General features: G+C 70.9%; 22 protein-coding genes. 8 read left to right on the top strand and 14 right to left on the bottom strand.

All coding sequences use genetic code 11. The features are described 5' to 3' along the window. Positions 1–215 precede the first annotated feature (215 nt). From Q7A36_RS26035 to Q7A36_RS26025, 3 genes are read left to right on the top strand one after another with little or no spacing between them, the layout of a single operon-like run. Complete coding sequence (locus tag Q7A36_RS26035) at positions 216–1,124, top strand: sulfite exporter TauE/SafE family protein (protein WP_305106689.1); 909 nt, start codon at positions 216–218, stop codon at positions 1,122–1,124. Next, the gene (locus Q7A36_RS26030) at positions 1,124–1,870 is read left to right on the top strand and encodes a TIGR02186 family protein (RefSeq protein ID WP_305106688.1); all 747 of its coding nucleotides are present in this window, start codon (positions 1,124–1,126) and stop codon (positions 1,868–1,870) included. Before Q7A36_RS26035 ends, Q7A36_RS26030 begins: the two co-directional genes overlap by 1 nt. Next, complete coding sequence (locus tag Q7A36_RS26025; protein WP_305106687.1) at positions 1,870–2,373, top strand: universal stress protein; 504 nt, start codon at positions 1,870–1,872, stop codon at positions 2,371–2,373. The genes Q7A36_RS26030 and Q7A36_RS26025 overlap by 1 nt, the downstream gene beginning before the upstream one ends. Before the next feature lie 69 nt (positions 2,374–2,442). Here Q7A36_RS26025 and Q7A36_RS41650 read toward each other — a convergent pair whose 3' ends face one another. From Q7A36_RS41650 to Q7A36_RS26010, 4 genes are all read right to left on the bottom strand, one after another. Then, positions 2,443–2,541: a DUF2474 family protein gene (locus Q7A36_RS41650; protein ID WP_370655710.1), complete on the bottom strand. Its 99-nt coding sequence runs from the start codon at positions 2,539–2,541 to the stop codon at positions 2,443–2,445. Between the two features lie 2 nt (positions 2,542–2,543). Further along, complete coding sequence (gene cydB / locus Q7A36_RS26020; protein WP_305106686.1) at positions 2,544–3,590, bottom strand: cytochrome d ubiquinol oxidase subunit II; 1,047 nt, start codon at positions 3,588–3,590, stop codon at positions 2,544–2,546. 5 nt (positions 3,591–3,595) lie between these two features. Further along, positions 3,596–5,200 (bottom strand): cytochrome ubiquinol oxidase subunit I, encoded by a 1,605-nt coding sequence (locus tag Q7A36_RS26015; RefSeq protein ID WP_305106685.1) that lies wholly within the window; start codon positions 5,198–5,200, stop codon positions 3,596–3,598. 96 nt (positions 5,201–5,296) lie between these two features. Further along, complete coding sequence (locus tag Q7A36_RS26010; RefSeq protein ID WP_305106684.1) at positions 5,297–5,563, bottom strand: hypothetical protein; 267 nt, start codon at positions 5,561–5,563, stop codon at positions 5,297–5,299. A gap of 286 nt (positions 5,564–5,849) precedes the next feature. On the opposite strand from Q7A36_RS26010, the gene Q7A36_RS26005 reads away from it, so the two are divergent. Together Q7A36_RS26005 and Q7A36_RS26000 are read left to right on the top strand one after the other, a co-directional pair. Continuing rightward, entirely contained in the window at positions 5,850–7,193 is a 1,344-nt protein-coding gene (locus tag Q7A36_RS26005; RefSeq protein WP_305106683.1) for a hypothetical protein, read from the top strand. A gap of 146 nt (positions 7,194–7,339) precedes the next feature. Beyond that, a complete protein-coding gene (locus Q7A36_RS26000; protein WP_305106682.1) occupies positions 7,340–7,669 on the top strand; it encodes a DUF1330 domain-containing protein in 330 nt (109 codons plus the stop codon). A 164-nt stretch (positions 7,670–7,833) separates the two neighbouring features. Here the strand turns inward: Q7A36_RS26000 and Q7A36_RS25995 are convergent, their stop codons facing one another. From Q7A36_RS25995 to zapE, 9 genes are all read right to left on the bottom strand, one after another. Then, the gene (locus Q7A36_RS25995) at positions 7,834–8,625 is read right to left on the bottom strand and encodes an SDR family NAD(P)-dependent oxidoreductase (protein WP_305106681.1); all 792 of its coding nucleotides are present in this window, start codon (positions 8,623–8,625) and stop codon (positions 7,834–7,836) included. Positions 8,626–8,736: 111 nt separating this feature from the next. Beyond that, on the bottom strand, positions 8,737–9,024 hold the full coding sequence (locus tag Q7A36_RS25990) for a hypothetical protein (RefSeq protein WP_305106680.1): 288 nt from the start codon (positions 9,022–9,024) through the stop codon (positions 8,737–8,739). A 135-nt stretch (positions 9,025–9,159) separates the two neighbouring features. Beyond that, positions 9,160–10,401, bottom strand: coding sequence for a 2-oxoglutarate dehydrogenase complex dihydrolipoyllysine-residue succinyltransferase (gene odhB / locus Q7A36_RS25985; protein ID WP_305106679.1), 1,242 nt, complete (start codon positions 10,399–10,401; stop codon positions 9,160–9,162). A 47-nt stretch (positions 10,402–10,448) separates the two neighbouring features. Continuing rightward, on the bottom strand, positions 10,449–13,340 hold the full coding sequence (locus Q7A36_RS25980) for a 2-oxoglutarate dehydrogenase E1 component (protein ID WP_305106715.1): 2,892 nt from the start codon (positions 13,338–13,340) through the stop codon (positions 10,449–10,451). Positions 13,341–13,664: 324 nt separating this feature from the next. Further along, the gene (gene sucD, locus Q7A36_RS25975) at positions 13,665–14,549 is read right to left on the bottom strand and encodes a succinate--CoA ligase subunit alpha (protein ID WP_305106678.1); all 885 of its coding nucleotides are present in this window, start codon (positions 14,547–14,549) and stop codon (positions 13,665–13,667) included. A gap of 3 nt (positions 14,550–14,552) precedes the next feature. Then, a complete protein-coding gene (sucC, locus tag Q7A36_RS25970; protein WP_305106677.1) occupies positions 14,553–15,776 on the bottom strand; it encodes an ADP-forming succinate--CoA ligase subunit beta in 1,224 nt (407 codons plus the stop codon). 78 nt (positions 15,777–15,854) lie between these two features. After that, a complete protein-coding gene (gene mdh / locus Q7A36_RS25965; RefSeq protein WP_305106676.1) occupies positions 15,855–16,808 on the bottom strand; it encodes a malate dehydrogenase in 954 nt (317 codons plus the stop codon). Between the two features lie 218 nt (positions 16,809–17,026). After that, complete coding sequence (locus Q7A36_RS25960; RefSeq protein ID WP_305106675.1) at positions 17,027–17,392, bottom strand: hypothetical protein; 366 nt, start codon at positions 17,390–17,392, stop codon at positions 17,027–17,029. Between the two features lie 58 nt (positions 17,393–17,450). Further along, positions 17,451–18,623 (bottom strand): cell division protein ZapE, encoded by a 1,173-nt coding sequence (zapE, locus tag Q7A36_RS25955; protein ID WP_305106674.1) that lies wholly within the window; start codon positions 18,621–18,623, stop codon positions 17,451–17,453. A 120-nt stretch (positions 18,624–18,743) separates the two neighbouring features. Here zapE and Q7A36_RS25950 point away from each other — a divergent pair, with 120 nt between their 5' ends. Beyond that, positions 18,744–19,430 (top strand): 2OG-Fe(II) oxygenase, encoded by a 687-nt coding sequence (locus tag Q7A36_RS25950; protein WP_305106673.1) that lies wholly within the window; start codon positions 18,744–18,746, stop codon positions 19,428–19,430. 10 nt (positions 19,431–19,440) lie between these two features. Here Q7A36_RS25950 and Q7A36_RS25945 read toward each other — a convergent pair whose 3' ends face one another. Then, positions 19,441–20,409 carry a Bug family tripartite tricarboxylate transporter substrate binding protein gene (locus tag Q7A36_RS25945; protein ID WP_305106672.1) on the bottom strand — a complete coding sequence of 323 codons (969 nt, stop codon included), beginning with the start codon at positions 20,407–20,409 and terminating at the stop codon, positions 19,441–19,443. Positions 20,410–20,753: 344 nt separating this feature from the next. Between Q7A36_RS25945 and Q7A36_RS25940 the strand changes: the two genes are divergently transcribed. Together Q7A36_RS25940 and Q7A36_RS25935 are read left to right on the top strand one after the other, a co-directional pair. Continuing rightward, on the top strand, positions 20,754–21,692 hold the full coding sequence (locus tag Q7A36_RS25940; protein ID WP_305106671.1) for an acetamidase/formamidase family protein: 939 nt from the start codon (positions 20,754–20,756) through the stop codon (positions 21,690–21,692). A 22-nt stretch (positions 21,693–21,714) separates the two neighbouring features. Further along, positions 21,715–22,944, top strand: a complete 1,230-nt coding sequence (locus Q7A36_RS25935) for an urea ABC transporter substrate-binding protein (RefSeq protein WP_305106670.1) — start codon at positions 21,715–21,717, stop codon at positions 22,942–22,944. The last annotated feature ends 4 nt before the right edge of the window (positions 22,945–22,948 follow it).

Below are 22,948 nucleotides of genomic sequence, written 5' to 3'. Positions count from 1 at the left end.
GTCTCAGGTCCCGGATGTGGTGGTTGCAGGGGTGCGCCGGTCAACGCCCGCCCCCCGCGCCGGTTCGGTGCTGCGGCATGGACTGTCGATGTCATGGCCGGGCCGCAACGCTGTGGCCGGAATGCCAGCCGGGGACGGATTCTGCCTTGCTCCTGCCACGGGAGCGGTCCAAACCGCCCGCCTTCTCCCCATCCGAGGCTGGGCCGGAACCCGCGATGCAGGTCTATCTGCCGATCGCCGAGATGTCGGTGGATGCCTTCGTCCTGATGGGCATCGGCTTCGGCGTGGGCTGGCTGTCCGGCCTCTTCGGCGTGGGCGGCGGCTTCCTGCTGACGCCGCTGCTGATCCTGATCGGCATCCCTTCCCCGGTCGCGGTCGCCTCCGGCGCCAACCAGACCCTCGGCGCCTCGGTCTCCGGCCTCATCGCGCAGTGGCGGCGGGGCAATGTGGACGCGAAGATGGGGACGGTGCTGCTGGCGGGCGGCTTCGCCGGATCGGTCCTCGGCGTCCAGCTCTTCGCCCTGCTGCGGCGGCTCGGCCAGGTGGACCTCGCCGTCTCGCTCTTCTACGTCGTCGTGCTGGGGACCGTCGGCGGGCTGATGGTGATGGAGAGCGTGCGCGCCATCCTCCGCCGCCGCAGCGCCGGGCGGCGCAAGCTGCACGAGCACACCTGGATGCACGGGCTGCCGCTGAAGACGCGGTTCCGCAAGTCCCGGCTCTATATCTCCGTCATCCCGCCCTTCCTGATCGGCGCCTTCATCGGCCTGCTCTCGGCGGTCATGGGCGTGGGCGGCGGCTTCATGCTGGTGCCGGCCATGATCTACCTGCTGGGCATGCCGACCTCGGTGGTGATCGGCACCTCGCTGTTCCAGGTGGTCTTCGTCGCGGCCAACGTGACCCTGCTGGCGGCGCTGCAGCTCGGCACGGTGGACGTGCTGTTGACCCTGCTGCTGCTGGCCGGCGGCGTCGCGGGCGCGCAATTCGGCGCGCAGATGGGCACGCGGCTCAAGGGGGAGGAGACGCGGGCGCTGCTCGGCCTGCTGGTGCTCGGCGTCGCGCTCAGCCTGCTCTGGGGCCTGCTGAAGCCGCCGGGCGACCTCTACTCCTCCGGGCCGGCGCTCTGATGCGCCGCTGGCTGCTGCTGCTCGCAGCCCTCTGGCTGCTGCCGGCCCGCGCCCCGGGCCAGGAGCTGCCGCTGGTCGCCGCCCTGTCGCGGACCGATATCGAGGTGACCACGGGCTTCACCGGTGCCTCGCTGGTCGTCTTCGGCAGCACGGAGCAGCCGATCGGCCCCGGCGGGGACGAGGTGATCGTGGTCGCCCGCGGCCCGACGCGGCCGGTGGTGGTGCGGCGCAAGGTCTCGGTCGCCGGCCTGGTCTGGGTGAATGGTCCCTCCGCCCGCTTCCCGGAGGTGCCGGGCTACTACGTCCTCGCCGGCACCCGCCCGGCCTGGCAGATCCTGCCGGAGGAGGAGCGGCAGCGGAACGCCATCGGCCTCGATGCCCTGCCGCTGACGAGCACCGGCGCCCGCAACCCCGGCTTCCGCGCCGCCCTGCTCGAGCTTGAGCGCCGCTCGGGCCTCTGGCTCGAGCATACCGAGGCGGTGGAGATCGAGGGCTCGCGCCTTTTCTATGTGCGGCTGCCCCTGCCGGCGGCGGTGCCGACGGGCGACTACCAGGTGGAGGTGCTGCTGGTCCGCTCCCGCCGGATAGTCGCGCGGCAGGAGCTTGCCTTCCGGGTGGACCGGGTGGGCACGGCCGACCGCATCGCGACCGTCGCGCGCGGCCAGCCGCTGGTCTACGGTCTCGCCTGCGTCCTCGCCGCGGCCTTCGCCGGCTGGCTGGGAAGCGTCCTGTTCCGGAGGGGCTGATGGCCGAGACCGCGGCGGAGAAGGCGGCGACCGCGAAGCGGGACCGCGTCTTCCTGGTGGTGGTGGACGACAGTCCGGAGCGCGAGGTGGCGCTGAAATATGCCTGCCTGCGCGCCCGCAACGGCGGCGGCCGCGTCGCCCTGCTCAGGGTGATCGAGCCCGTGGGCATGATCGAATGGGCCGGCGTCGGCGTGCTGATGGCCGAGGAGCGGCGGGAGGAGGCGGAGAAGCTGCTCTCTGGCCTCGGCGCGCAGGTGCAGGAGATCACCGGCGGCCTGCCCATCCTGCTGATCCGGGAGGGCGAGCCGCGCGACGAGTTGCTGGCGCTGCTGGAGGAGGACCCGCGCATCTCGATCCTGGTCCTCGCCTCGGCGGCGACGACCGGCGGCGGGCCGGGGCCGCTGATCACCGCGCTGACCGGGCGCTATGCCGGCCGGGTGCGGGTGCCGATGACGATCGTGCCGGGCGGGCTGGACGACAGGGAGCTCGATCGGGTCACCTGACCGCGCGCCCGTCCGGCTGGTCCGGCACCGCGCCGCAGCCGGACCGGTGAGCGGGTGCGGCGATCCGCCCTACAGCCGCAGCAGCCCGCGCAGCAGGAAGGCCGCCATGCCGACGGCCGCCACCCCCGCCGCCCAGAGCGCGACGAACCACAGCAGCCGCCGCGCCATGGTCAGTGGTATCCCTCGCCCGCCCGGACCTTCCCGCGGAAGAGGTAATAGGCATAGCCCGTATAGCCGAGGATGATCGGGATCAGCACCGCCGCGCCCACCAGCATGAAGAGCTGCGAGGAGCGGGGCGAGGCGGCGTCCCAGATCGTGATGCCGGGCGGCACCACATACGGCCACATGGAGATGCCGAGGCCGGTATAGGCCAGGAAGAACAGCCCCAGCGCGCAGCCGAAGGGGATGGCGTCGCGCCAGACCATGCTGGTTGTGGGCGTGCTGCGGCCCGCCCGTTCCAGCCCGCGGAACAGCAGCCAGGCCAGCACCACGACCAGCACCGGCACCGGCAGGGCGGCGAGGATCGCCGGGACGTCGAACCAGCGCGCGCGGAACTGCGGCAGCAGGAAGGGGACGATCATGCTGACGAGCGCGATGAAGCCCAGCGTCAGCCAGGTCATCAGCCGCCCCAGCGCCTTCACCTGGTCCTGCATCTCGCCCTCGGTCTTCCAGACCAGCCAGCAGGCGCCCAGCATGCCGTAGCCGGCCACCGTCGCCACCGCGGTGATGATGGAGAAGGGGGAGAGCCAGTCCCACCAGCCGCCGGCATAGCTGCGGCCCTGCACCTCCACCCCCTGCACCAGCGCGCCGAGCGCGATGCCCTGCGCGAAGGCCGCGACGTAGCTGCCGCCGGAGAAGGCGCGGTCCCACCAGCGGCGCTGCCCCTCGGTCGCGGCGCGGAAGCGCATCTCGAAGGAGACGCCGCGGAAGATGAGCGCCAGCAGCATGACGATGACCGGCATGTAGATCGCCGGCATGACCACGGCATAGGCCAGCGGAAAGGCGGCGAAGAGCCCGCCGCCGCCGAGGACCAGCCAGGTCTCGTTGCCGTCCCAGACCGGCGCGACGGTATTGACCGCGAGGTCGCGGTCCTGCCGCCCCCTGATCCAGGGGAAGAGGATCCCGATGCCGAGGTCGAAGCCGTCCATGCAGACATAGAGGAAGACGGCGGTGGCGATCAGGAAGGCCCAGATGGTGGCGATGGTCTCGGCGCTCATGCTCGTCACTCCGCCGCGCCGGCCGGGAGCGGCGGGCCTGCCGGCCCGCCCCCGTCACGGCGCATGGGGTTGGCGCCGGCCGGGACCGGCGCGCCTGCCGGCCCGCCTGCGTCACGGCGCATCGGGCTGGCGCCGGCCGGAACCGGCGGGCCTGCCGGCCCGCCTGCGTCACGGCGCTCCGCCGGCTGCGGCCGCGCGTCGCGCACTCGGTCCGGGTCGACCGAGGGGGCCGGCGTGATGCCGGCGGTGCGGATCGGCGGCTCGGTCTCGGCGCCGTGCTCGCCCGGCAGGGGCGGGTGGCGGAAGAGGCGGAGCAGGTACCAGATGCCCGCGCCGAAGACGACGAAGTAGACGGTGACGAAGAGGGTGATGGAGGTGACCAGCGCGGGTGCCGCGATCGGGCTCGCGCTGTCGGCCGTGCGCATGAGGCCATAGACGGTGAAGGGCTGCCGCCCCGCCTCCGTCGTGATCCAGCCGAAGGTCACCGCGATCAGCCCCGCCGGTCCCATGGCGATGGCCCAGCGGAGGAACCACGGAGAGTCATAGAGTCGCCCGCGCCAGCGCAGCAGCAGCGAGACCAGGCCGAGGCCGATCATCAGCACGCCCATGCCGACCATGATGCGGAAGGCCCAGAAGACCAGCGGCACGTTGGTCGGCCGCGCATCCCTAGGGAAGTCCTTCAGCCCCTTCACCTCGCCGGTCAGGCTGTGGCGCAGGATCAGGCTGCCGAGATAGGGCACCTCCAGCTTCAGCCGCGTCTCCTCCCGCGCCATGTCCGGCAGGCCGAAGACGATCAGCGGCGCGGGGGCCTGCGTCTCCCAGTGGCCCTCCATGGCCGCGACCTTCTGCGGCTGGTGGTGCAGCGCCCAGAGGCCCTGCATGTCGCCGAAGAAGGCCTGCGCCGGCGCGACGGCGGCGGCCATCCACATGGCCATGCTGAACATGGTCCGCGCGCGTTCGTTGTGCCGGTCGCGCAGCACATGCCAGGCGCCGACCGCGCCGACGATCATCGCCGTGGTCAGGAAGGCGCCGGTGATGGTGTGCAGGTAGCGGAAGGGGAAGGAGGGGTTGAAGACGATCGCCCACCAGTCCTCCGGCATGAAGCGGCCGTCGGGCGCGATGGAGAAGCCCTGCGGCGTCTGCATCCAGGAATTGGCGGACAGGATCCAGAAGCCCGAGATCAGCGTGCCCACCGCGACCAGGCAGGTGGCGAAGAAATGCAGCCCGCGGCCGACGCGGCCGAGGCCGAAGAGCATGACGCCGAGGAAGCCGGCCTCGAGGAAGAAGGCCGTCAGCACCTCATAGGCCATGAGCGGCCCGAGGATCGGCCCGACCCGGTCCGCCCAGGCCGCCCAGTTGGTCCCGAACTGGTAGGAGAGGACGATGCCGGAGACCACGCCCATGGCGAAGTTCACGGCGAAGACCTTCAGCCAGTAGCGGAACAGGTCGAGGTACTTGTCCCGCCCCGTCCAGAGCCACAGCCCCTCCAGCACCGCGAGGTAGCTGGCGAGGCCGATGGTGAAGGCCGGGAAGAGGAAGTGGAAGGTCACGGTGAAGGCGAACTGGAAGCGTGCGAGCTGCAGCGCATCCGGGAAGGCGTCCCACAGCATCGTCCGGTCCCCCGCCAGCGTGACGGCAGCTTAGCCGCCTGCCACCGGAGGGGTTCCCTCAGTCCGTATGGCCCCGCGTCACGAAAACCGGCGCGGTCAGGCCACGGCGCGCAGGGGCGCGGGCAGCACGGTCTCGACCGAGAGGACGCCGAAGACCTGGCCGAGATTGCCGGCGACGAGGTGCACCATCCCGGCCGGCATGGCGTCCAGCACCAGTTCGGCATGGACCTCCTCGCCCTGCCGCACGGCATGGACGGCATCGGCGGTCAGGTCGCGCTTGGCGAGCGGCTGCAGCAGGCGCGACAGCAGGCCGGGGGAGGCTTCGGCGGTGACGAGGAAGCGGGCAGCGACGAGGTCGGACATCGGGAAAGTCTCCGGTTCGGGCGCGAAGGGCGGGGGCAAGGAGACCCGGCAGCGCGGACGCGCCGCCACCCGGGCAGCGCGGCTCAGGCGGCCGGGCCGGTAATTCGCGCGACGAAGCGGGAACCGAAGAACAACATCCGACCATACTAATGCCGACACCCCCCGGCTGTACAGGGCTTTGCCCGTCAAGCGCATGTCAGTGGCAAATTGATGCGGCGCAACAGAGAAGGGAGGGAGCATCAGGCCGTTCCGGAGACAGGATTTGGCACATTTCCAGCACGCCGGCATGACGATGACCGATACGGCCCGGCCACGCCCGGCGGCGGCCACCGCCCCTGCCGAGATCGCCTGGACCGTCCTCTGCCTCGGCCTTGCCGCCGTGGTGGCCGGCGCGATCCTGCTCTCCCCCTATCCGCCGCTGCAGGACTTCTCCGAATGGGCCTATCAGGGCCAGTTGCTGGCGCGCTGGTTCCGGGGCGAGCCGGTCGGCGCGCTCCACCTGGCGACCTCGCCCATCCCGAACAGCTCGGTCCAGCTCCTGCTCGGGCTGCTGTCGGTGGTGCTGCCGCCGGCACTGGCGGCGCGGCTCTTCCTGCTCGGGTTGGTGGCGGCGGCGACAGCGGTCGCGCTCGCGCTCGGCCGGCGGTACCAGCCGCAGGCGGCCGGCGCCTTCGCCGCCCTGCTGCTGGTCGCCGTCTTCTTCCATGCCGGGTTCTGGAACGGCTATGCCAATTATCAGCTCGGCCTGGTGATCCTCGGTGCCTGGCTGCTGCTGCCGGAAGGGCGGCGGGTGCAGGCGCGGGCCATCCTGCCCTTCAGCCTGGCGCTGTTCTTCACCCATGCCATGGTCTTCGCCGCCTTCGGACTGCTGGTCGGCCTCACCGCCCTGCTGCGGCGACGGATCGCCGGGGCAGTGCTGGGGCTGCTGCCCGCGGCCGGGCTGACGCTGTGGTACGTGCTGGCGGGCGCCGGCGCCAATGCGACCGAGCCGGGCAGCACCGGCGGCCTGCTCGGCTTCATCGCCTACAAGCTCTATACCTTCGCCAAGCTCGGGCCCTACCACAATTTCGTCTTCCTCGAGGGCGGGGACGCCGCGCTGCGCCCCTGGCTCTACCGCGCCGGGATTGCGGCGAACCTCGTCTTCGCCGCCGGGCTCGGGGTGCTGCTGGCGCTCGGGCTGCGCGGGGCCTTCCGGGCGGGGCGGCGTCCCTGGCCGGTGCTGGCCACCGCCGCCCTGTTGCTGGCCGGGTTCGCCGTGCTGCCCGACTTGGTGCAGAACGTGGTCAATCCCGGGGAGCGGCTGCTGCTGCCGGCGCTGCTGCTGCTGCTGGTCGCGCTGCCGCTGCCGCCAGCGCTGGTCCGCAGCCTCGGCCTCGGCGCGGTGCTGCTGCTGGCCAATGTCGTGCTGCTGGCGGAGGGGCACCGGGGCTGGCAGGCGCCGGTGCACTATACCGACCTGGAGGGCCGGAAGACCGAGCTCTTCCGTCATCGCCCGACCGCCTTCGCCTGCAAGTGGCAGGAGATGCAGCACGCCGCTGCGACGGGCGAGGCGCCGCGGCAGCCGATCTCCTTCGCCACCAGCCTGCTGGTCGGGCAGACCTACCAGGGATGCACCGGCCAGCCGGGCTGACCGCCGGCGCGGGCGGGGCGGGCTGCGCGCCTGCCGCCCGATCCGGTTGTGAAGCCTGACGCCCGGTCCGCATCCCGCCACGGCCGCTCCCCGGCCCGGACCAGCGGAGTTGCCTTTCCGTTGGGGCGGTGATGTCGTCACGAGGCATGCCGCTCGGCATCGCGGAAGAGGAAGGAACGCCCACGATGGCCAAAGCCTATTGGGTCGCCACCTATCGTTCGGTCAGCAACCCGGACGCGCTGGCGGCCTATGCCAGGCTCAGCGGTCCGGCGATCGTCGCCGCCGGCGGCCGCATCCTGGTGCGTGGGCTGCCGGCACACACCTACGAAGCGGGGCTCATGCAGCGCACGGTCGTGATCGAGTTCGACAGCGTGGAGCACGCCCGCGCGGCGCATGACAGCGCGGCCTATCAGGAAGCCCTGGCTGCCCTCGCCGGAGGCGCCGAGCGCGACATCCGCATCGTCGAAGGGGCATAACGGGGAACGGCACCTGCGATGCGGCAGGCCCCGCCTGCCGCTGACCCGGGGACCCCAGATCGCCGTCCATTGCAATGCGGGTTCGGCCGGGAATGCGGGGCGTCCAGGTCCGCTTCCCCTCGGGGCCGACCCGCCGCGCCGGCACCGGGCTTCGGGCCGGGCCGCTAGCCGATCTGCACGAGCCGCCCGCCATCGACCGGCAGGGCGACGCCGGTGATGAAGCCGGCCTCGTCGCTGGCGAGGAAGAGCGCGGCATTCGCCACGTCCCAGGCGGTGCCCATGCGGCGGCGGAGCGGCACCTTGGCGTCGCGCTCGGCCGCCACCTCCGCCCGCGACTTGCCGGTGTGGCGGACGCGGGTATCGACCGCCATGGGCGTGTCCATCAGCCCGGGCAGGATAGTGTTGCAGCGGATGCCGTGTTCGGCGTTCTGGATCGCCACCTGCTCGGTGAAGGCCAGCATGGCGGCCTTGGTGGTCTTGTAGGCGACATAGGGGTAGCTCTCGACCGCCGCGGCGGAGGAGATGGAGAGGATGACGCCCTCCTGCTGCCGCCGCATGACCGGCAGGGCGTGCTTCACCGCGAGCACGAAGCCGCGCAGGTTGATGGCGGTGACGCGGTCGAAGGCCTCGGCGGTGATCTCGGTGGGCGGGGCGTCGCCACCGGCGATGGAGACGCCGACATTGTAGTGCAGGATATCCAGGTGGCCCCAGAGCCGCACGGCCTCGGCGATAGCGGCGGCGAGGTCCTGCTCATTGAGCACGTCGGCCTGGAAGGCCACGGCGCCGTTGCCGGCCTTCCCGGCCGTCTCCCGCGCCGAGGCCAGGTCGCGGTCCACGCAGAGGACGCGGGCGCCTTCCGCGGCGAAGCGGAGCGCGGTGGCGCGGCCATTGCCTAGCGTCTCGCCGGGGCTCTGCCCGGCGCCGATGATGACGGCCGTCTTGTCCTTGAGGCGCATGCCGTTTCCCCCTTTTGCCGGCGGCATGGTGTGGGGGAAACCCAGGCCGGTCCAGGGGGCGCTCGCCCGCTGGCGGGGGTGGTCTGGAGGGGGCGGCGCCCCCTCCGGCCCTCAGAAGTCCCGCGGCGGCCGCGGCGTCCGGCGCGGCCCGCGCGGGCCATTGCCGAACTGGTCCTGCTGGTGGCTCGGCACGCGGCGCTCGCGCGGCGGCGGCGGCGGGGCGGCCAGATCCGCCTCCAGCTCCTTGATCTTGCCGGCGATGGAGGTCCGCAGCTCCGGCGAGGTGTGCGGCTTCATCGTCCGGATCGTCTCCTTCAGCTCCGCCAGCAGGCGGACCTTCTCTTCCCGCGTCCGCTTCAGCGGGCGGTTGTCGGAAAACTGGCCTTCGAAGGAACGCATGTGACTACTCCCGGGCGGGCCGGCTGGGCCGGTTCCCTTTTGAATGCAGTGTAGCAGATCGGGCGGCGGTTGCCGCGAAAATGCGGCGGGCCGGCGCGGGGGTGCCGCACCGGCCCGCCCAAGGTGCTCAGATGGTCAGATGTCCAGCATCAGCCGGCGCGGATCCTCGATGCTCTCCTTCACCCGGACCAGGAAGCTGACCGCTTCCTTCCCGTCCACGATGCGGTGATCGTAGGAGAGGGCGATGTACATCATCGGGCGGATCTCGATCTTGCCGCCCACCACCATCGGCCGGTCCTGGATCTTGTGCATGCCCAGGATGCCGGATTGCGGCGGGTTGAGGATCGGGGTGCTCATCAGCGACCCGTAGATGCCGCCATTGGTGATGGTGAAGCTGCCGCCGGCCAGCTCCTCCAGCTTGAGCTGGCCGTCGCGGGCCTTCTTGCCGAAGGCGCCGATCGTCTTCTCGATGGCGGCGAAGGAGAGCTGGTCGGCGTTGCGCAGCACGGGCACGACCAGGCCGTTCGGCCCGCCCACCGCGATGCCCATATGGACGAAGTTCTTGTAGATGAGGGTATCGCCCTCCATCTCGGCATTGACCGCCGGGAACTCCTTCAGCGCCGCGACGCAGGCCTTCACGAAGAAGGACATGAAGCCCAGGCGGACGCCGTGGCGCTTCTCGAACTGCTCGCGGTACTCGCTGCGCAGCGCCATCGCCGCGCCCATGTCCACCTCGTTGAAGGTGGTGAGCATGGCGGCGGTGTTCTGCGCCTCCTTCAGCCGGCGGGCGATGGTGACGCGCAGCCGCGTCATCTTCACCCGCTCCTCGCCCTCCTCCAGCGTGCGCTGGGCGGCGGGCTTGGCCGCGGCCGGGGCGGCGGCCGCCGCGGGGCGGGAGAGGAAGTCGAGCACGTCGCCCTTGGCGATGCGGCCGTCCTTGGCGCTGCCCGTGCCGATCTGCTCGGCGGTGAGGTTGTTCTCCGCCATCAGCTTGGCGGCGGCGGGCAGCGGCGGGGCGGCATGCGTGCCCGGGACGGCGACCGGGCCGGCCGGTTGGCGCGGCGTCTCCACCTTCGGCTGCGGCGCGGCCGGGGCGACGGGCTCCGGCCTGTGCGGCTTCACCGCCTGGCTCGGCGCGGCGCCGGCGGCGATCACGCCCAGCACGGCGCCGGGCTCGACCTCGGCGCCCTCGTCGGCCGAGATGCTCTCGATCACGCCGGCGGCGGGGGCGTTCACCTCCACCGTCACCTTGTCGGTCTCGAGCTCCACCAGCGGCTCGTCCGCCGCCACCGGCTCGCCGGCCTTCTTCAGCCAGCGCGCCACGGTCGCGGTGCTGACGCTTTCGCCCAGGGTGGGCACGAGGATATCGGTCGCCATCGTCCTATCGCCTTCCTGCGGTGCTCGGGTTCATCGCGTGCCGCGCACTAGAGCCCGAGCGCCTCTCGCACCAGGGCTTCCTGTTCCTGGCTGTGCACCTTGGCGAGGCCGGTGGCCGGGCTCGCCGCCTCCTTGCGGCCGGCGTAATCGGGCCGCTTCGCCTTGATGTCGAGGGTCTTCAGGACCTTCTCCAGCCGGCGGTCGATGAAGTTCCAGGCGCCCATATTCTCGGGCTCCTCCTGGCACCAGATGACCTCGGCATTCCGGTAAGGCGCGAGGGCGCGCGCGAGGCTCTGCGCCGGGAAGGGGTGGAGCTGCTCGACGCGGATGATCGCCACGTCGCGCACGCCCTTGTCGCGCCGCTCCTGCAGCAGGTCGTAGTAGACCTTGCCGGTGCAGAGCACGACGCGCTTCACCTCCTCCTCCGGCGCGATCGCGTCGATCTCGGGGATGACGTACTTGAAGCCGCTGCCCGGGCCGAAGTCGGAGAGGCTGCTGACCGCCAGCTTGTGCCGCAGCAGCGACTTCGGCGTCATCTGCACCAGCGGCTTGCGGTAGTTGGCCTTGAGCTGCCGGCGCAGCGCATGGAAGTAGTTGGCAGGGGTGGTCAGGTTGCAGACCCGCATGTTCCGCTCGGCGCAGAGCTGCAGGTAGCGCTCGAGCCGCGCCGAGGAGTGCTCCGGCCCCTGGCCCTCGTAGCCGTGCGGCAGCAGCATCACCAGGCCGCTCATGCGCAGCCACTTGGTCTCGCCGGAGGCGATGAACTGGTCGATGATGACCTGCGCGCCATTGGCGAAATCGCCGAACTGCGCCTCCCACAGCACCAGGGTATGCGGGTCGGCGAGGGAATAGCCGTATTCGAAGCCGAGCACGCCGAACTCGGAGAGCAGGCTGTTGAAGGCCTCGAAGCGCGGCTGCTGGTCGCGGATGTTGTTCAGCGGGACGTATTCGGCCTGGGTCTTCTGGTCGACCAGCACCGCATGGCGGTGGCTGAAGGTGCCGCGCTGCACGTCCTCGCCCGAGAGGCGGACGCGGTGGCCCTCCAGCAGCAGCGTGCCGAAGCCGAGCGCCTCGCCGGTCGCCCAGTCGATGCCCTCGCCGGACTCGATCGCCTGCTTCTTGGCCTCGAGCTGGCGGAGGATCTTCGGGTTCACCCCGAAGCCGTCCGGCACCTGCGCGAGCGCGGCGCCGACCTCGCGCAGCGTCTCGAGCGGCACCGCGGTGGGATGGAGCTGCTCGACCTCGGCGCCGACCGCCACGGCCTGCAGGCCGGACCAGTGGCCCTCCAGCCAGTCCGCCTTGTTCGGCTTGAAGGTCTGCGCCGCCTGGTGCGCGTCCTCGAGCGTCTGGTTGAAGGCGTCGAGCATCGCCTTCGACTCCTCGGCCGGGACCGAGCCTTCGGCCGCCAGCCGCTCCGCATAGACCGTGCGGGTGGTCTTCATCTCCTTGATCCGGCCATACATGATCGGCTGGGTGAAGGCCGGCTCGTCGCTCTCGTTATGGCCGTGGCGACGGTAGCAGACGATGTCGACCACGACGTCCACCGCGAATTGCTGGCGGAACTCGGCGGCGAGGCGGCTGACGAAGACCACCGCTTCCGGGTTGTCGCCGTTCACGTGCCAGATCGGCGCCTGCACCGCCTTGGCAATGTCGGTGCAGTAGAGGCCGGAATAGGCATGCACCGGGACGGTGGTGAAGCCGATCTGGTTGTTGGTGACGATGTGCACCGTGCCGCCGGTGCGGTAGCCGATGAGCTGGCTCATCGCCATGGTCTCGTAGACCAGGCCCTGGCCGGCGAAGGCGGCGTCGCCATGCAGCAGGATGCCCATGACCGTGCGGCGGGTCTTCGTGTCGCCCGCCATGTCCTGGCGCGCCCGCACCTTGCCGACCACCACCGGGTCCACCGCCTCGAGATGCGAGGGGTTCGGCTGCAACGAGAGGTGGATGGTCCGCCCGGCGATCTCGATATCGGTCGAGGTGCCGAGATGGTACTTCACGTCGCCCGAGCCCTGGACGTCGTCCGGGTTGGCGCCCACCCCTTTGAACTCGGAGAAGACCTGCGTGTAGGGCTTCTTGACGACGTTCACGAGCACATTGAGCCGGCCGCGATGCGCCATGCCGATGGCGATCTCGTTCACCCCGGCCTTCGCCGCGGTCTCGATCACCTCCTGCACCGCCGGGATGGTGGTCTCGCCGCCCTCGAGCCCGAAGCGCTTGGTCGAGACGTATTTCCGGGCGCAGAAGGCCTCGAAGCCCTCGGCCTCGGTCAGGTGCTCGAGGATCTGGCGCTTCGCCCCCTTGTCGAAGGCGGTGGCCCAGGGGGCGCCTTCCATGCGCTGCTGGATCCAGGCCTTCTGGTCCGGGTCCTGGATATGCATGAACTCGACGCCGATCGGGCCGCAATAGGTGGCGCGGCAGACCGCCATGATCTGGCGGACGGTGGCGGTGTCGAGGCCGAGGACGCCGTTGATGAAGATCGGGCGGTCCCAGTCGGCCTCGGTGAAGCCGTAGGTGGCGGGGTCGAGCTCGGGGTGCGACTTCGGCTGCTGCAGGCCGAGCGGGTCGAGCTGCGCCTCCAGGTGGCCGCGGACCCGGTAACTGCGGATCAGCATCAGGGCGCGAATGGAATCGAGCTGGGCGGCGCGGATGGCGGCCGGGTCGGCGGCCCCGGGGGCGGTGGAGGGCGCGGGCTTCTCGCCCTTCTTCGGGGCGGGCGGCGCCTCGGGCTCCGGCGCGAAGCCGCCGCGCGGGCGGGGCGCCCAGGAGGCGCCGGTGGCATCGGTGAGCACCGCGCGGGCCTCGTCGCCGAGGGCGTCGAAGAGCTCGGCGAAGGAGGGATCGACGCTCTCGGGCTTCTCCACCCAGCGGGCGTAGAGATCGGCGAGGAAGGCGGCGTTGGCGCCCGTCATCGCACTCGCGAGGATGTCCACTCCGGCCATGGTCTTCTCCGTGCCGGCCTCGGTCGGGCCGGCGGCATTCATCGGGTCTGTGCGCAGGGCGCGGGCCACCGCCAATGCGGGCCCGCGCGGTGATAACATAGTCTCTATGGCGGCGATGCGGCAGCCCCGACCTTGATCCAGGTCATCCCGGCATGGCTGCCGTGTCGGTTGCCGGCCCTGGCCGGTATTTTTCCATCAATGAAATGCTGCGCCGGGACAGAAAGCGATTCGGGCAGCCCTGCCGGGCTGCCCGTGCATGGCTTAGAGGCCGGGCCGGCCGATTCAGACCTCCGGGCCATCCGGCCCTTCGGTCATCGGCACGCCTCAGCCCTTGAGCGCCTTGACCATGGTGGAGCCGAGCGCCGCGGGGCTGTCCGCCACATGGATCCCGGCCGCGCGCATGGCCTCCATCTTCGCCGCCGCGGTATCCTTGCCGCCGGAGATGACCGCGCCGGCATGGCCCATGCGGCGGCCCGGGGGGGCCGTCGCGCCGGCGATGAAGCCGACGACCGGCTTGGCCTTCGGGCCCTTGTTCTCGCGGGCGAGGAACTCGGCCGCCTCGATCTCCGACTGGCCGCCGATCTCGCCGATCATGACGATGGAGGCCGTCTCGGGGTCGGCGAGGAACATCTCGAGCACCTCGACGAAGTCAGTGCCCTTCACCGGGTCGCCGCCGATGCCGACGCAGGTGGATTGGCCGAGATTGGCCGCCGTGGTCTGCGCCACCGCCTCATAGGTGAGCGTCCCGGACCGCGACACGATCCCGACCGAGCCGCGGCGGTGAATATGCCCCGGCATGATGCCGATCTTGCAGGCCTCCGGCGTGATCACGCCGGGGCAGTTCGGCCCGATCAGGCGCGACTTCGACCCCGCCAGGGCCCGCTTCACCTTCACCATGTCGAGGACCGGGATGCCCTCGGTGATGCAGATGATGAGCGGGATGGCGGCGTCGATCGCCTCGAGGATGGCGTCGCCCGCGAAGGGCGGGGGGACGTAGATGACGGAGGCATTCGCGCCCGTCTTCGCCGCGCATTCCGCCACCGTGTCGAAGACCGGCAGGCCGATATGCGTCGTCCCGCCCTTACCGGGGGTGACGCCACCGACGTATTTGCTGCCGTAGGCGATGCCCTGCTCGGCATGGAAGGTCCCCTGGGCCCCGGTGAAGCCCTGGGTCATGACCTTGGTGTTCTCGTCGACGAGGATCGCCATGGCTCAGGCCCCCTGCTTCGTCGCGCCAGAGGCGCGCGCCTCTCTCACGGCCTTGACCACCTTCTCGGCGGCATCGGCGAGGTTGTCGGCGGGGATGATGGCCAGGCCGCTCTCGGCCAGGATCTGCTTGCCCAGCGCCACGTTGGTGCCCTCAAGCCGGACGACCAGCGGCACCTTCAGGGTCAGGTTCTTGGCGGCCTGGACCACGCCGGTGGCGATCATGTCGCACTTGGCGATACCGCCGAAGATGTTCACCAGGATCGCCTTGACGTTCTGGTCGCTGGTGATGATGCGGAAGGCCTCGGTCACCCGGTCGGCCGTCGCGGTGCCGCCGACATCGAGGAAGTTCGCCGGCGAGGAGCCGTAGAGCTTGATGATGTCCATCGTCGCCATGGCGAGGCCGGCGCCGTTCACCATGCAGCCGATCTCGCCGTCGAGCGCGACGTAGTTCAGGTCGTTCCTGACCGCCTCGAGCTCCTTCGGGTCCATCTCGCTGTCGTCGCGCAGAGCCTCGAGGTCCTTGTGGCGGAACAGCGCGTTGTCATCGAAGGAGATCTTGGCATCGAGCGCCACGATCTCGCCCGCGCCGGTGACGACCAGCGGGTTGATCTCGACGATGGCGCAGTCGAGTTCGAGGAAGGCGCCGTAGAGGGCGGTGACGAACTTGGTGAAGCTGCCGACCTGCTTGCCCGAGAGGCCGAGGCCGAAGGCGAGCTTGCGGCAGTGGAAGCCGGAGATGCCCGAGGCCGGGTCGATCGCGGCCTTCAGGATCTTCTCGGGGTGCTTCTCGGCGACCTCCTCGATCTCCATGCCGCCTTCGGTGGAGGCCATGATGGTGAGGCGGGAGGTCGCCCGGTCGACCAGCAGGCCGAGATACAGCTCGCGCTTGATGTCGCAGCCGTCCTCGACATAGACGCGGGAGACCTGCTTGCCCTGCGGCCCCGTCTGCTTGGTGACCAGCGTGTGGCCGATCATCGCGGTCGCGGCGGCCTTGACGTCGTCGACCGACTTCACGACGCGGACGCCGCCCTTGCCGTTCGGGTCGTCGGCGAAGCGGCCGGCGCCGCGGCCGCCGGCATGGATCTGCGACTTCACGACATAGACCGGGCCGGGGAGCTTCCTCGCCGCCGCCTCGGCCTCCTCCGGCGTCCAGGCCACATGGCCGTCGAGCACCGCGACGCCGTAGCGGCGCAGCAACTCCTTCGCCTGATACTCGTGGATGTTCATCCGCTCACCCCATGATATGGGCTGGCCGGCGCCCCGGCCGATAAAGAAAAGGCCGGGGCGGGGCCCCGGCCTCCGGCCTCAGACGCCGAGCTTCTTGAAGTCCTCGATCAGCTTCTTCACCGCGTCGCAGGACTTGTCGAAGGCCGCCTTCTCCTCCGGCGTGAACTGCACCTCGAGGATCCGCTCGACGCCATTGCCGCCGATCACCACGGGGACGCCGACATAGAAATCCTTCTGGCCGTACTCGCCGTTCAGCAGCACGGCGCAGGGCAGCACGCGCTTCTTGTCGAGCAGGTAGCTCTCCGCCATCGCAATGGCCGAAGCGGCCGGGGCGTAGAAGGCCGAGCCCTTCTCGAGCAGCTTGACGATCTCGCCGCCGCCATTGGCGGTGCGGGTGACGATGGCGTCGATCTTCTCCTGCGTCGTCCAGCCCATCTTCACGAGGTCCGGGACCGGGACGCCGGCGACGGTGGAGTAGCGGGTCAGCGGCACCATGGTGTCGCCATGGCCGCCGAGGACGAAGGCGGTCACGTCCTCGACGGAGACGTTGAACTCCTGCGCCAGGAAGAGGCGGAAGCGGCTGCTGTCCAGCACGCCGGCCATACCGACGACCTTCTCCGGCGGCAGGCCGGACTTCTGCTGCAGCACCCAGACCATGACGTCGAGCGGGTTGGTGATGCAGATGACGAAGGCGTTCGGCGCGTAGGTCTTGATGCCCTCGGCGACCTGGCCGATGACGCCGGCATTCTTGGTCAGCAGGTCGTCGCGGGTCATGCCCGGCATGCGCGGGAAGCCGGCGGTGACGATGACCACGTCGGCGCCCGCGATCGCGGCATAGTCGCCCGTGCCGCTCATCGCGCTGTCGAACCCATCGACCGGGCCGGACTGCATGATGTCCAGCGCCTTGCCGGCGGCCACGCCCGGGAACACGTCGAACATGACGACGTCGCCGAGCTCCTTCAGGCCGATCAGGTGGGCGAGGGTGCCACCGATGTTGCCGGCGCCGATGAGCGCGATTTTCTTGCGGGCCATGGAGACGTCCTTACGGCAGGATCGTTGGAATATTGCGCCGCACTCCTACTCCTGGACCCTCCGGGCGACAAGGCGCGGCGCGCCTCCGCAATTGGTGCCGCGCGGCGGGATTGCCGGGGCAACCGCCGGGGATTGGCCCGGGAGGGGGCGGCGGGCGCCGGCCCGGTGCTCGGCCCGCCGGCCTTACGGCACCGCCGCGCCGGGGCGGGTGGGCCGGGTCAGATGGGCATGCAGCGGACCACGTCCTCATGCCCATGGGCCAGCGTGGCCATGGTGCCGTCCGGGCAGGCATCGGCCTGGATGCCGGCGGCGGGCGGCAGCCCCTGCGACCAGCCGAAGCGGGCCGGGGCCGCGACGGCGGCGCGGCAGCGCCCTGCGGCGGTCCGGCCGCAGGTGGCAGCGGCGTGGGACCCGGCGCGGTGGCGGACGGCCTGGGAGGGCGCCTTCAGGGCCGGCCTGGCCGCCTGCAGGGGCCTGGCCTTGGCTGCAGCCTCGCCGCCGCCGGCCGGACCGGAGTGATTGGCCGCAAGGGTGGGGGCAGCACACATCATCAGGCCAAGCAGGGCCAGCGTCAGAAGGCGCATGAAGTCTCCCCTCCGGGTCTTTCGCGACGCGGTGGGTCTTTTTTGAAACCTTACCCGTTTATGTCAAGTGCGGCAGGGCGAGGTAGTCCTGGCTCTGCATCTCCATCAGCCGGCTCGCGGTGCGCTCGAACATCGCCGCGTTCTCGCCCCGCTCATAGAGCTGGTCCGGCGGCGCGGCGGCCGAGGCGACCAGCTTGCAGCGATGCTCATACAGGGCGTCCACCAGGGTGATGAAGCGCCGGGCGCGGTCGAAATTCTCCGGCCCCAGCCGGGGAACCCCGTCCAGCACCAGGGCATGGCAATGCGTCGCCAGCGCCAGGTAGTCGGCCGGGCCCAGCGCCCGACCGCAGAGCATGTCGAAATCGGCGCGCACCACCCCGCGCGCCTCCTCCGGCAGCTCGACCGAGCGGCCAAGGACCGTCAGCCGGCAGGGCTTGCCGTGCCGCTCGCCGGTGAGCTCGAGGAAGGCGGCGTCCAGCGCCCGCTCGGCGCGGCCGTCCAGCGGCGAGTGCCAAGTCGGCAGGCCGCGGATGCGCTCCCGCCGGTAGTCCCGCTGCGCCTCCAGCACCAGCACGTTCAGCCGCTGCTTGATCAGCGCGATGAAGGGCAGGAAGGCATCCCGGCCCGGCTTGCCCTTGAACAGGTCGTCCGGGGCGGTGTTGGAGGTCGCAACCACCACTACGCCGCGGGCAAACAGCGCCTCGAAGAGCCGGCCCAGGATCATGGCATCGGTGATGTCGTGCACCTGGAACTCGTCGAAGCAGAGGAGGGCGGCCTCCACCACGATGCTGTCGGCGAGCGGCGGGATGGGGTCCGCCTCCCCGGGATTGGCCTGCTTCCAGCGATGGATCCGCTGGTGGCAGTCCTGCATGAACTGGTGGAAGTGGATCCGCTTCTTCCGCGGCACCTCGGCGCAGGCGAAGAAGAGGTCCATCAGCATGGACTTCCCCCGCCCAACCTCGCCGACGAGGTAGAGGCCCATGGGGGCGACATCCACCAGCTCCGGCGCCGGCTTGCGGCGGAAGAAGCGGGAGAGGAAGCCGCCCGTCTCCGGCGGCTCGACCTGCGGCTCGTAGCCTCGGAGGCGCCGCCAGAGGTCCTGCAGCGTCTCCGCCGCCAGGGCCTGGGCCGGGTCGGGCTTGAGCTGGCCGGCGGTGACCCGCGCGCGATAGGCCGGCAGCGGGCCCGCGGGCCGGGCCTCGCCGGGGAGGGTGCCGATAGTTGCGTCCATCGGCCGCCGGGATAGCCCCGGCGCTGCCCGCGGACAACCGGGAACGGCTGTCGGGAAATCCATCGCCGGGACAGGCAACGGCCGCATTGACGGGACCTTTGGGGGGTGCCGGGAGCGATCATGGAGAGGGGGGACCCGCCCATGCCGACCATGCTGGCCGAACCGCGCCAGGCCGCCGCCGAAACGGCCGGGCTGCTCGACCTCTCGCCCTTCCGCGCCGCCCCGCGCCGCGACAATCCCTATCCCTGGGTCACCGCCTCCGGCTGCCTCAGGCCCGAGGCGCTGCCGGCCTTGCGGCGGGATTTCCCCAGCCTGCCGCGGCCGGGCTACCACCCGCTCGAGACCTTCACCGCGAAGGGGGCCTTCGCCGCGCTGCTCGCCGAGATCGGGGGCGGCGCGCTGGACCGGGCGATGACGGAGAAATTCGGCATCGACTTCACCGCCCTGCCGCGGATGGTGACGGTGCGGCAGGTCTCGGCGGCGCATGAGGGCCGGCCGCATACCGACGGGGCGCGGAAGGTCGCCACCCTGCTGCTCTACATGCATGCGGGCTGGGCCAGCCCGGAGGGGCGCATCCGCGTCCTGCGGCGGGAATCGCTGGAGGACCCGGTGGCGGAGGTGAGCCCGGAGGAGGGCAATATCTTCGCCTTCGTGCGTAGCGACAATTCCTGGCACGGCCACACGCCCTTCGTCGGCGAGCGCCGGGTGGTGCAGGTCACCTGGCTGCGGGACGCGGCGGCGCTGGACCGCAAGCGGCGTCTCGGCCGGCTGGCCTGGTGGCTGAAGGGGCTGTTCCGGCGGGGGTAGGACGGGCTGGCTACTCGGCCCGCGCGCCGGAGGCGCGGACCACCTCCCCCCAGCGCAGTCGCTCCGCCGCGACGAAGCGCGCGAAACCCGCGGGGCCGAGGCTGCCGGGCTCGGCGCCCGCGGCCGCCAGCTTCTCCCGCAGGCTGGGTTCCGTGAGCGTCGCCAGCACCGCCTCGCCGATGCGCTGCGCCAGCGCGGGCGGCGTGCCGCCCGGCGCGGCGAGGCCGAACCAGGCGCTGGCCGCGAAGCCCGGCAGCCCGGCCTCCGCCATGGTCGGCACCGCCGGCAGAACGGCGGCGCGCGCGGCGCCAGCGACGGCGAGCGCCCGGATGCGCCCGTCGCGGATCTGCGGCAGCACGCCGGGCATGTTGTCGAAATAGAACTGCAGCCGGCCGGCGACGAGGTCGGTCATGGCCGGCGCCGCGCCGCGATAGGGCACGTGCACGATGTCGATGCCGGCCATGTCCTTCAGCAATTCCCCCGCGAGATGGTTGGTCCCGCCGATGGAGGAGGAGCCGAAGGCGAGCCGGCCCGGCGCCTGCTTCGCCGACGCGATCAGGTCCCGCAGCGTCCGCGCCGGGCTCTCGGCGGGCACGACCAGCACGATGGGCACCGCGGCGACCAGCGCCACCGGCACGAGGTCCCGCGCCGGGTCATAGGGCATGCTGCGGTAGAGATGCTCGTTGATGGCGAAGGGGCCGGGCGCGGCGAGCAGCAGCGTGTGGCCGTCCGGCGCCGCCTTGGCCACCGCATCGGCGCCTATGTTGCCGCCGGCGCCGGCGCGGTTCTCGACCAGGACGGGCTGGCCGCCGCGCTCGCGCAGCGCCTCGGCCAGCAACCGCGCGACGATGTCGTTGGAGCCGCCGGGCGGGAAGGGGACGACGAGCCGCACCGCATGCTCCGGCCAGGCGGGCTGCGCCCGGGCCGCGGTCGCGCCGAGCATGGCGGCGATCAGGCTGCGACGCGCGAATGCGGTCATGGCGTCCTCCCTTGTTGCGCGCAGCCTGTCGCGGTTCGGCGCGCGCCGCAACGGCGCGCTGCCCGCGAGGGATGCAGCCCCTGCACGCATTCACGGCGATCCAGCGCGCGGCGCGCGTGCAGGCGCCGTCGCACTCCCTTGCGCGCGCGATCCGGCGCGACCATCATCGACCGCAAGGGAAAACGCATCACCGGCAGGGTGGCCTTCGCGGGCCCGCCCGCGCCGCCACCAGGGCCCGCCGCGGACCGGCGCCGAAGACGGCGCGGCCGTCGTGCCGGGCCACGCGGATCGGATCTTTGTCCAGGCGCGCCGCCGTGGCGCGTCCCTGCCGGAGCGATTGCGCCATGCCATCCCAACACGAGATTCCCGCGACGCCCGACGCCCTGGTCTGGGGCACGCTGTCGGCGACGACGCCGCCCTATGTCACCGTCGATTCGGGCGACACGGTCACCATCACCTCCATCCCCGCCGGCGGCGCGCCGTCCTTCCCGCCCGATGCCGCCGCCGTGCCGGCGGAATACCGCGCGGCGGTGGAGAGCGTGCCGCAGGGCCCGGGCGCGCATTTCGTCAACCGCCCGGTCTTCGTGCGCGGCGCTGCGCGCGGCGACGTGCTGCAGGTGGACATCCTCTCGGCCGAGCCGAGCATGGACTGGGGCTTCGTCTCGGTCATGCCGCTGCTCGGCACGCTGCCGGAGGAGTTTACGGAATACGAGACGATCCATCCGAGGATCGACCGCGCGCGCGGCACCTGCACCCTGCCCTGGGGCACCGAGCTGCCGCTCGATCCCTTCTTCGGGGTCATCGGCACGGCGCCGCCGCCGGAATGGGGCGCCTGCACCACCAACATTCCGCGCGCCTTCGGCGGCAACATGGATAACAAGGAGCTGAAGCCCGGCACCACGCTCTTCCTGCCGGTCTTCAACGAGGGCGCGCTCTTCTATGCCGGCGACGGGCATGGCGTGCAGGGCGATGGCGAGGTCTGCATCACCGCGCTCGAGACCGGGCTGAAGGGCAGCTTCCGCCTGACCGTCCGCAAGGACCTGTCGCTGAAGATGCCCTTCGCCGAGACGGCGACGCACCTGATGAGCATCGGGCTCGACGAGGACCTGGACGATGCCGCCAAGCAGGCGGTGCGGGAGATGGTGCGCGAGATCTGCGCCCGGACCAACCTGTCCCGCAACCAGGCCTATATGCTGTGCTCCCTGATCGGCGACCTCCGGGTGACGCAGACGGTGGACGGCAACAAGGGCGTGCACATGCTGCTCGCCAAGCAATACCTCTGACAGTCGGAGTGGGGGACGGATAATGGATCGCAGGAGCTTCCTGACCGCGGCGGCCGGGGGCCTGGCCGCGCCGCTGGTGATGCAGCACGCCGCGCTGGGCGCCGACCCGATCACGGTGGTCGGCATCCATGACGCCTCCGGCGGGCTCGACATCTACGGCAAGCCGATGGTGGCGACGCTGGACTTCGCGGTGGACGAGATCAACGCGGCCGGCGGGCTGCTCGGCCGTCCCATCAAGCTGATCAACTACGACCCGCAGTCGAACATCCAGCTCTATACCCAGTTCGCCACCCAGGCCGCGACCAAGGACAAGGCGGCGGTGGTGCATGGCGGCATTACCTCGGCCTCGCGCGAGGCGATCCGCCCCGTGCTCAAGCGCTACAACACCCTTTATTTCTACAACACGCAGTACGAGGGCGGCGTCTGCGACCGCAACTGCTTCTGCGCCGGCTCCACGCCCGCGCAGAACGTGCAGCGCCTGGTGCCCTACATCATGAACAAGTGGGGCAAGAAGGCCTATATCCTGGCGGCCGATTACAACTACGGCCAGATCACCAGCAAATGGGTGACCAAGTTCTTCCGCGAGGGCGGCGGCGATTCCGTGGCGGTGGATTTCTTTCCCCTCGACGTCACCAATTTCGGCCCGGCCATCCAGAAGATCCAGTCGGCCAAGCCGGACATCGTCGTCTCCGTCCTGGTCGGCGGCGCGCATGTCTCCTTCTACCGGCAATGGGCGGCGGCGGGCATGAAGTCCCGCATCCCCATGGCGTCCACCACCTTCGGCGGCGGCAATGAGAGCCTGCTGCTGAGCCAGGAGGAAGGCGACGGCATCACCTGCGCCTTCAGCTACTTCCAGGAGGTCGAGACGCCGGCCAATGCCAGCTTCCTGCAGAAGTTCAAGGCGAAATTCGGCGCCAATACGCCCTATCTCGGCGGCGAGCTCGCTATGCGCAGCTATGTCGGCATGCATCTCTGGGCGGAGGGCGTGCGCCGCGCCAAGAGCGTGGACCGGATGAAGGTGATCGAGGCGCTGGAGAGCGGCGTCTCCTTCGACGGCCCGCCCGGCAAGACGGTGCTGGACCCGAAGACCAACCACGTCACCCTCGATGTCTATGTCGCCGAGGTGCAGAACAAGGGCTTCAAGGTGCTGCAGCACTTCCCGAACTCCCCGCCCGCCGACACGCAGTCGGTCTGCGACCTGCAGAAGGAGCCGAACGCCAACAAGCAGGTGGTGGTGGACGTGAAGATCTGACGCC

The organism is Paracraurococcus lichenis (assembly GCF_030657435.1).
Lineage (GTDB): Bacteria > Pseudomonadota > Alphaproteobacteria > Acetobacterales > Acetobacteraceae > Paracraurococcus > Paracraurococcus lichenis.
Note: the sequence above shows the minus strand (reverse complement) of the source record. Positions and strands in the feature narration are given on the sequence as shown.

Bases quoted from the DNA above. Each gene is read 5' to 3' on its own strand.
- Q7A36_RS26035 (WP_305106689.1), top strand. From the start codon at position 216: ATGCAGGTCTATCTGCCGATCGCCGAGATGTCGGTGGATGCCTTCGTC.
- Q7A36_RS26030 (WP_305106688.1), top strand. From the start codon at position 1,124: ATGCGCCGCTGGCTGCTGCTGCTCGCAGCCCTCTGGCTGCTGCCGGCC.
- Q7A36_RS26025 (WP_305106687.1), top strand. From the start codon at position 1,870: ATGGCCGAGACCGCGGCGGAGAAGGCGGCGACCGCGAAGCGGGACCGC.
- Q7A36_RS41650 (WP_370655710.1), bottom strand. From the start codon at position 2,541: ATGGCGCGGCGGCTGCTGTGGTTCGTCGCGCTCTGGGCGGCGGGGGTG.
- cydB (WP_305106686.1), bottom strand. From the start codon at position 3,590: ATGAGCGCCGAGACCATCGCCACCATCTGGGCCTTCCTGATCGCCACC.
- Q7A36_RS26015 (WP_305106685.1), bottom strand. From the start codon at position 5,200: ATGCTGTGGGACGCCTTCCCGGATGCGCTGCAGCTCGCACGCTTCCAG.
- Q7A36_RS26010 (WP_305106684.1), bottom strand. From the start codon at position 5,563: ATGTCCGACCTCGTCGCTGCCCGCTTCCTCGTCACCGCCGAAGCCTCC.
- Q7A36_RS26005 (WP_305106683.1), top strand. From the start codon at position 5,850: ATGACGATGACCGATACGGCCCGGCCACGCCCGGCGGCGGCCACCGCC.
- Q7A36_RS26000 (WP_305106682.1), top strand. From the start codon at position 7,340: ATGCCGCTCGGCATCGCGGAAGAGGAAGGAACGCCCACGATGGCCAAA.
- Q7A36_RS25995 (WP_305106681.1), bottom strand. From the start codon at position 8,625: ATGCGCCTCAAGGACAAGACGGCCGTCATCATCGGCGCCGGGCAGAGC.
- Q7A36_RS25990 (WP_305106680.1), bottom strand. From the start codon at position 9,024: ATGCGTTCCTTCGAAGGCCAGTTTTCCGACAACCGCCCGCTGAAGCGG.
- odhB (WP_305106679.1), bottom strand. From the start codon at position 10,401: ATGGCGACCGATATCCTCGTGCCCACCCTGGGCGAAAGCGTCAGCACC.
- Q7A36_RS25980 (WP_305106715.1), bottom strand. From the start codon at position 13,340: ATGGCCGGAGTGGACATCCTCGCGAGTGCGATGACGGGCGCCAACGCC.
- sucD (WP_305106678.1), bottom strand. From the start codon at position 14,549: ATGGCGATCCTCGTCGACGAGAACACCAAGGTCATGACCCAGGGCTTC.
- sucC (WP_305106677.1), bottom strand. From the start codon at position 15,776: ATGAACATCCACGAGTATCAGGCGAAGGAGTTGCTGCGCCGCTACGGC.
- mdh (WP_305106676.1), bottom strand. From the start codon at position 16,808: ATGGCCCGCAAGAAAATCGCGCTCATCGGCGCCGGCAACATCGGTGGC.
- Q7A36_RS25960 (WP_305106675.1), bottom strand. From the start codon at position 17,392: ATGCGCCTTCTGACGCTGGCCCTGCTTGGCCTGATGATGTGTGCTGCC.
- zapE (WP_305106674.1), bottom strand. From the start codon at position 18,623: ATGGACGCAACTATCGGCACCCTCCCCGGCGAGGCCCGGCCCGCGGGC.
- Q7A36_RS25950 (WP_305106673.1), top strand. From the start codon at position 18,744: ATGGAGAGGGGGGACCCGCCCATGCCGACCATGCTGGCCGAACCGCGC.
- Q7A36_RS25945 (WP_305106672.1), bottom strand. From the start codon at position 20,409: ATGACCGCATTCGCGCGTCGCAGCCTGATCGCCGCCATGCTCGGCGCG.
- Q7A36_RS25940 (WP_305106671.1), top strand. From the start codon at position 20,754: ATGCCATCCCAACACGAGATTCCCGCGACGCCCGACGCCCTGGTCTGG.
- Q7A36_RS25935 (WP_305106670.1), top strand. From the start codon at position 21,715: ATGGATCGCAGGAGCTTCCTGACCGCGGCGGCCGGGGGCCTGGCCGCG.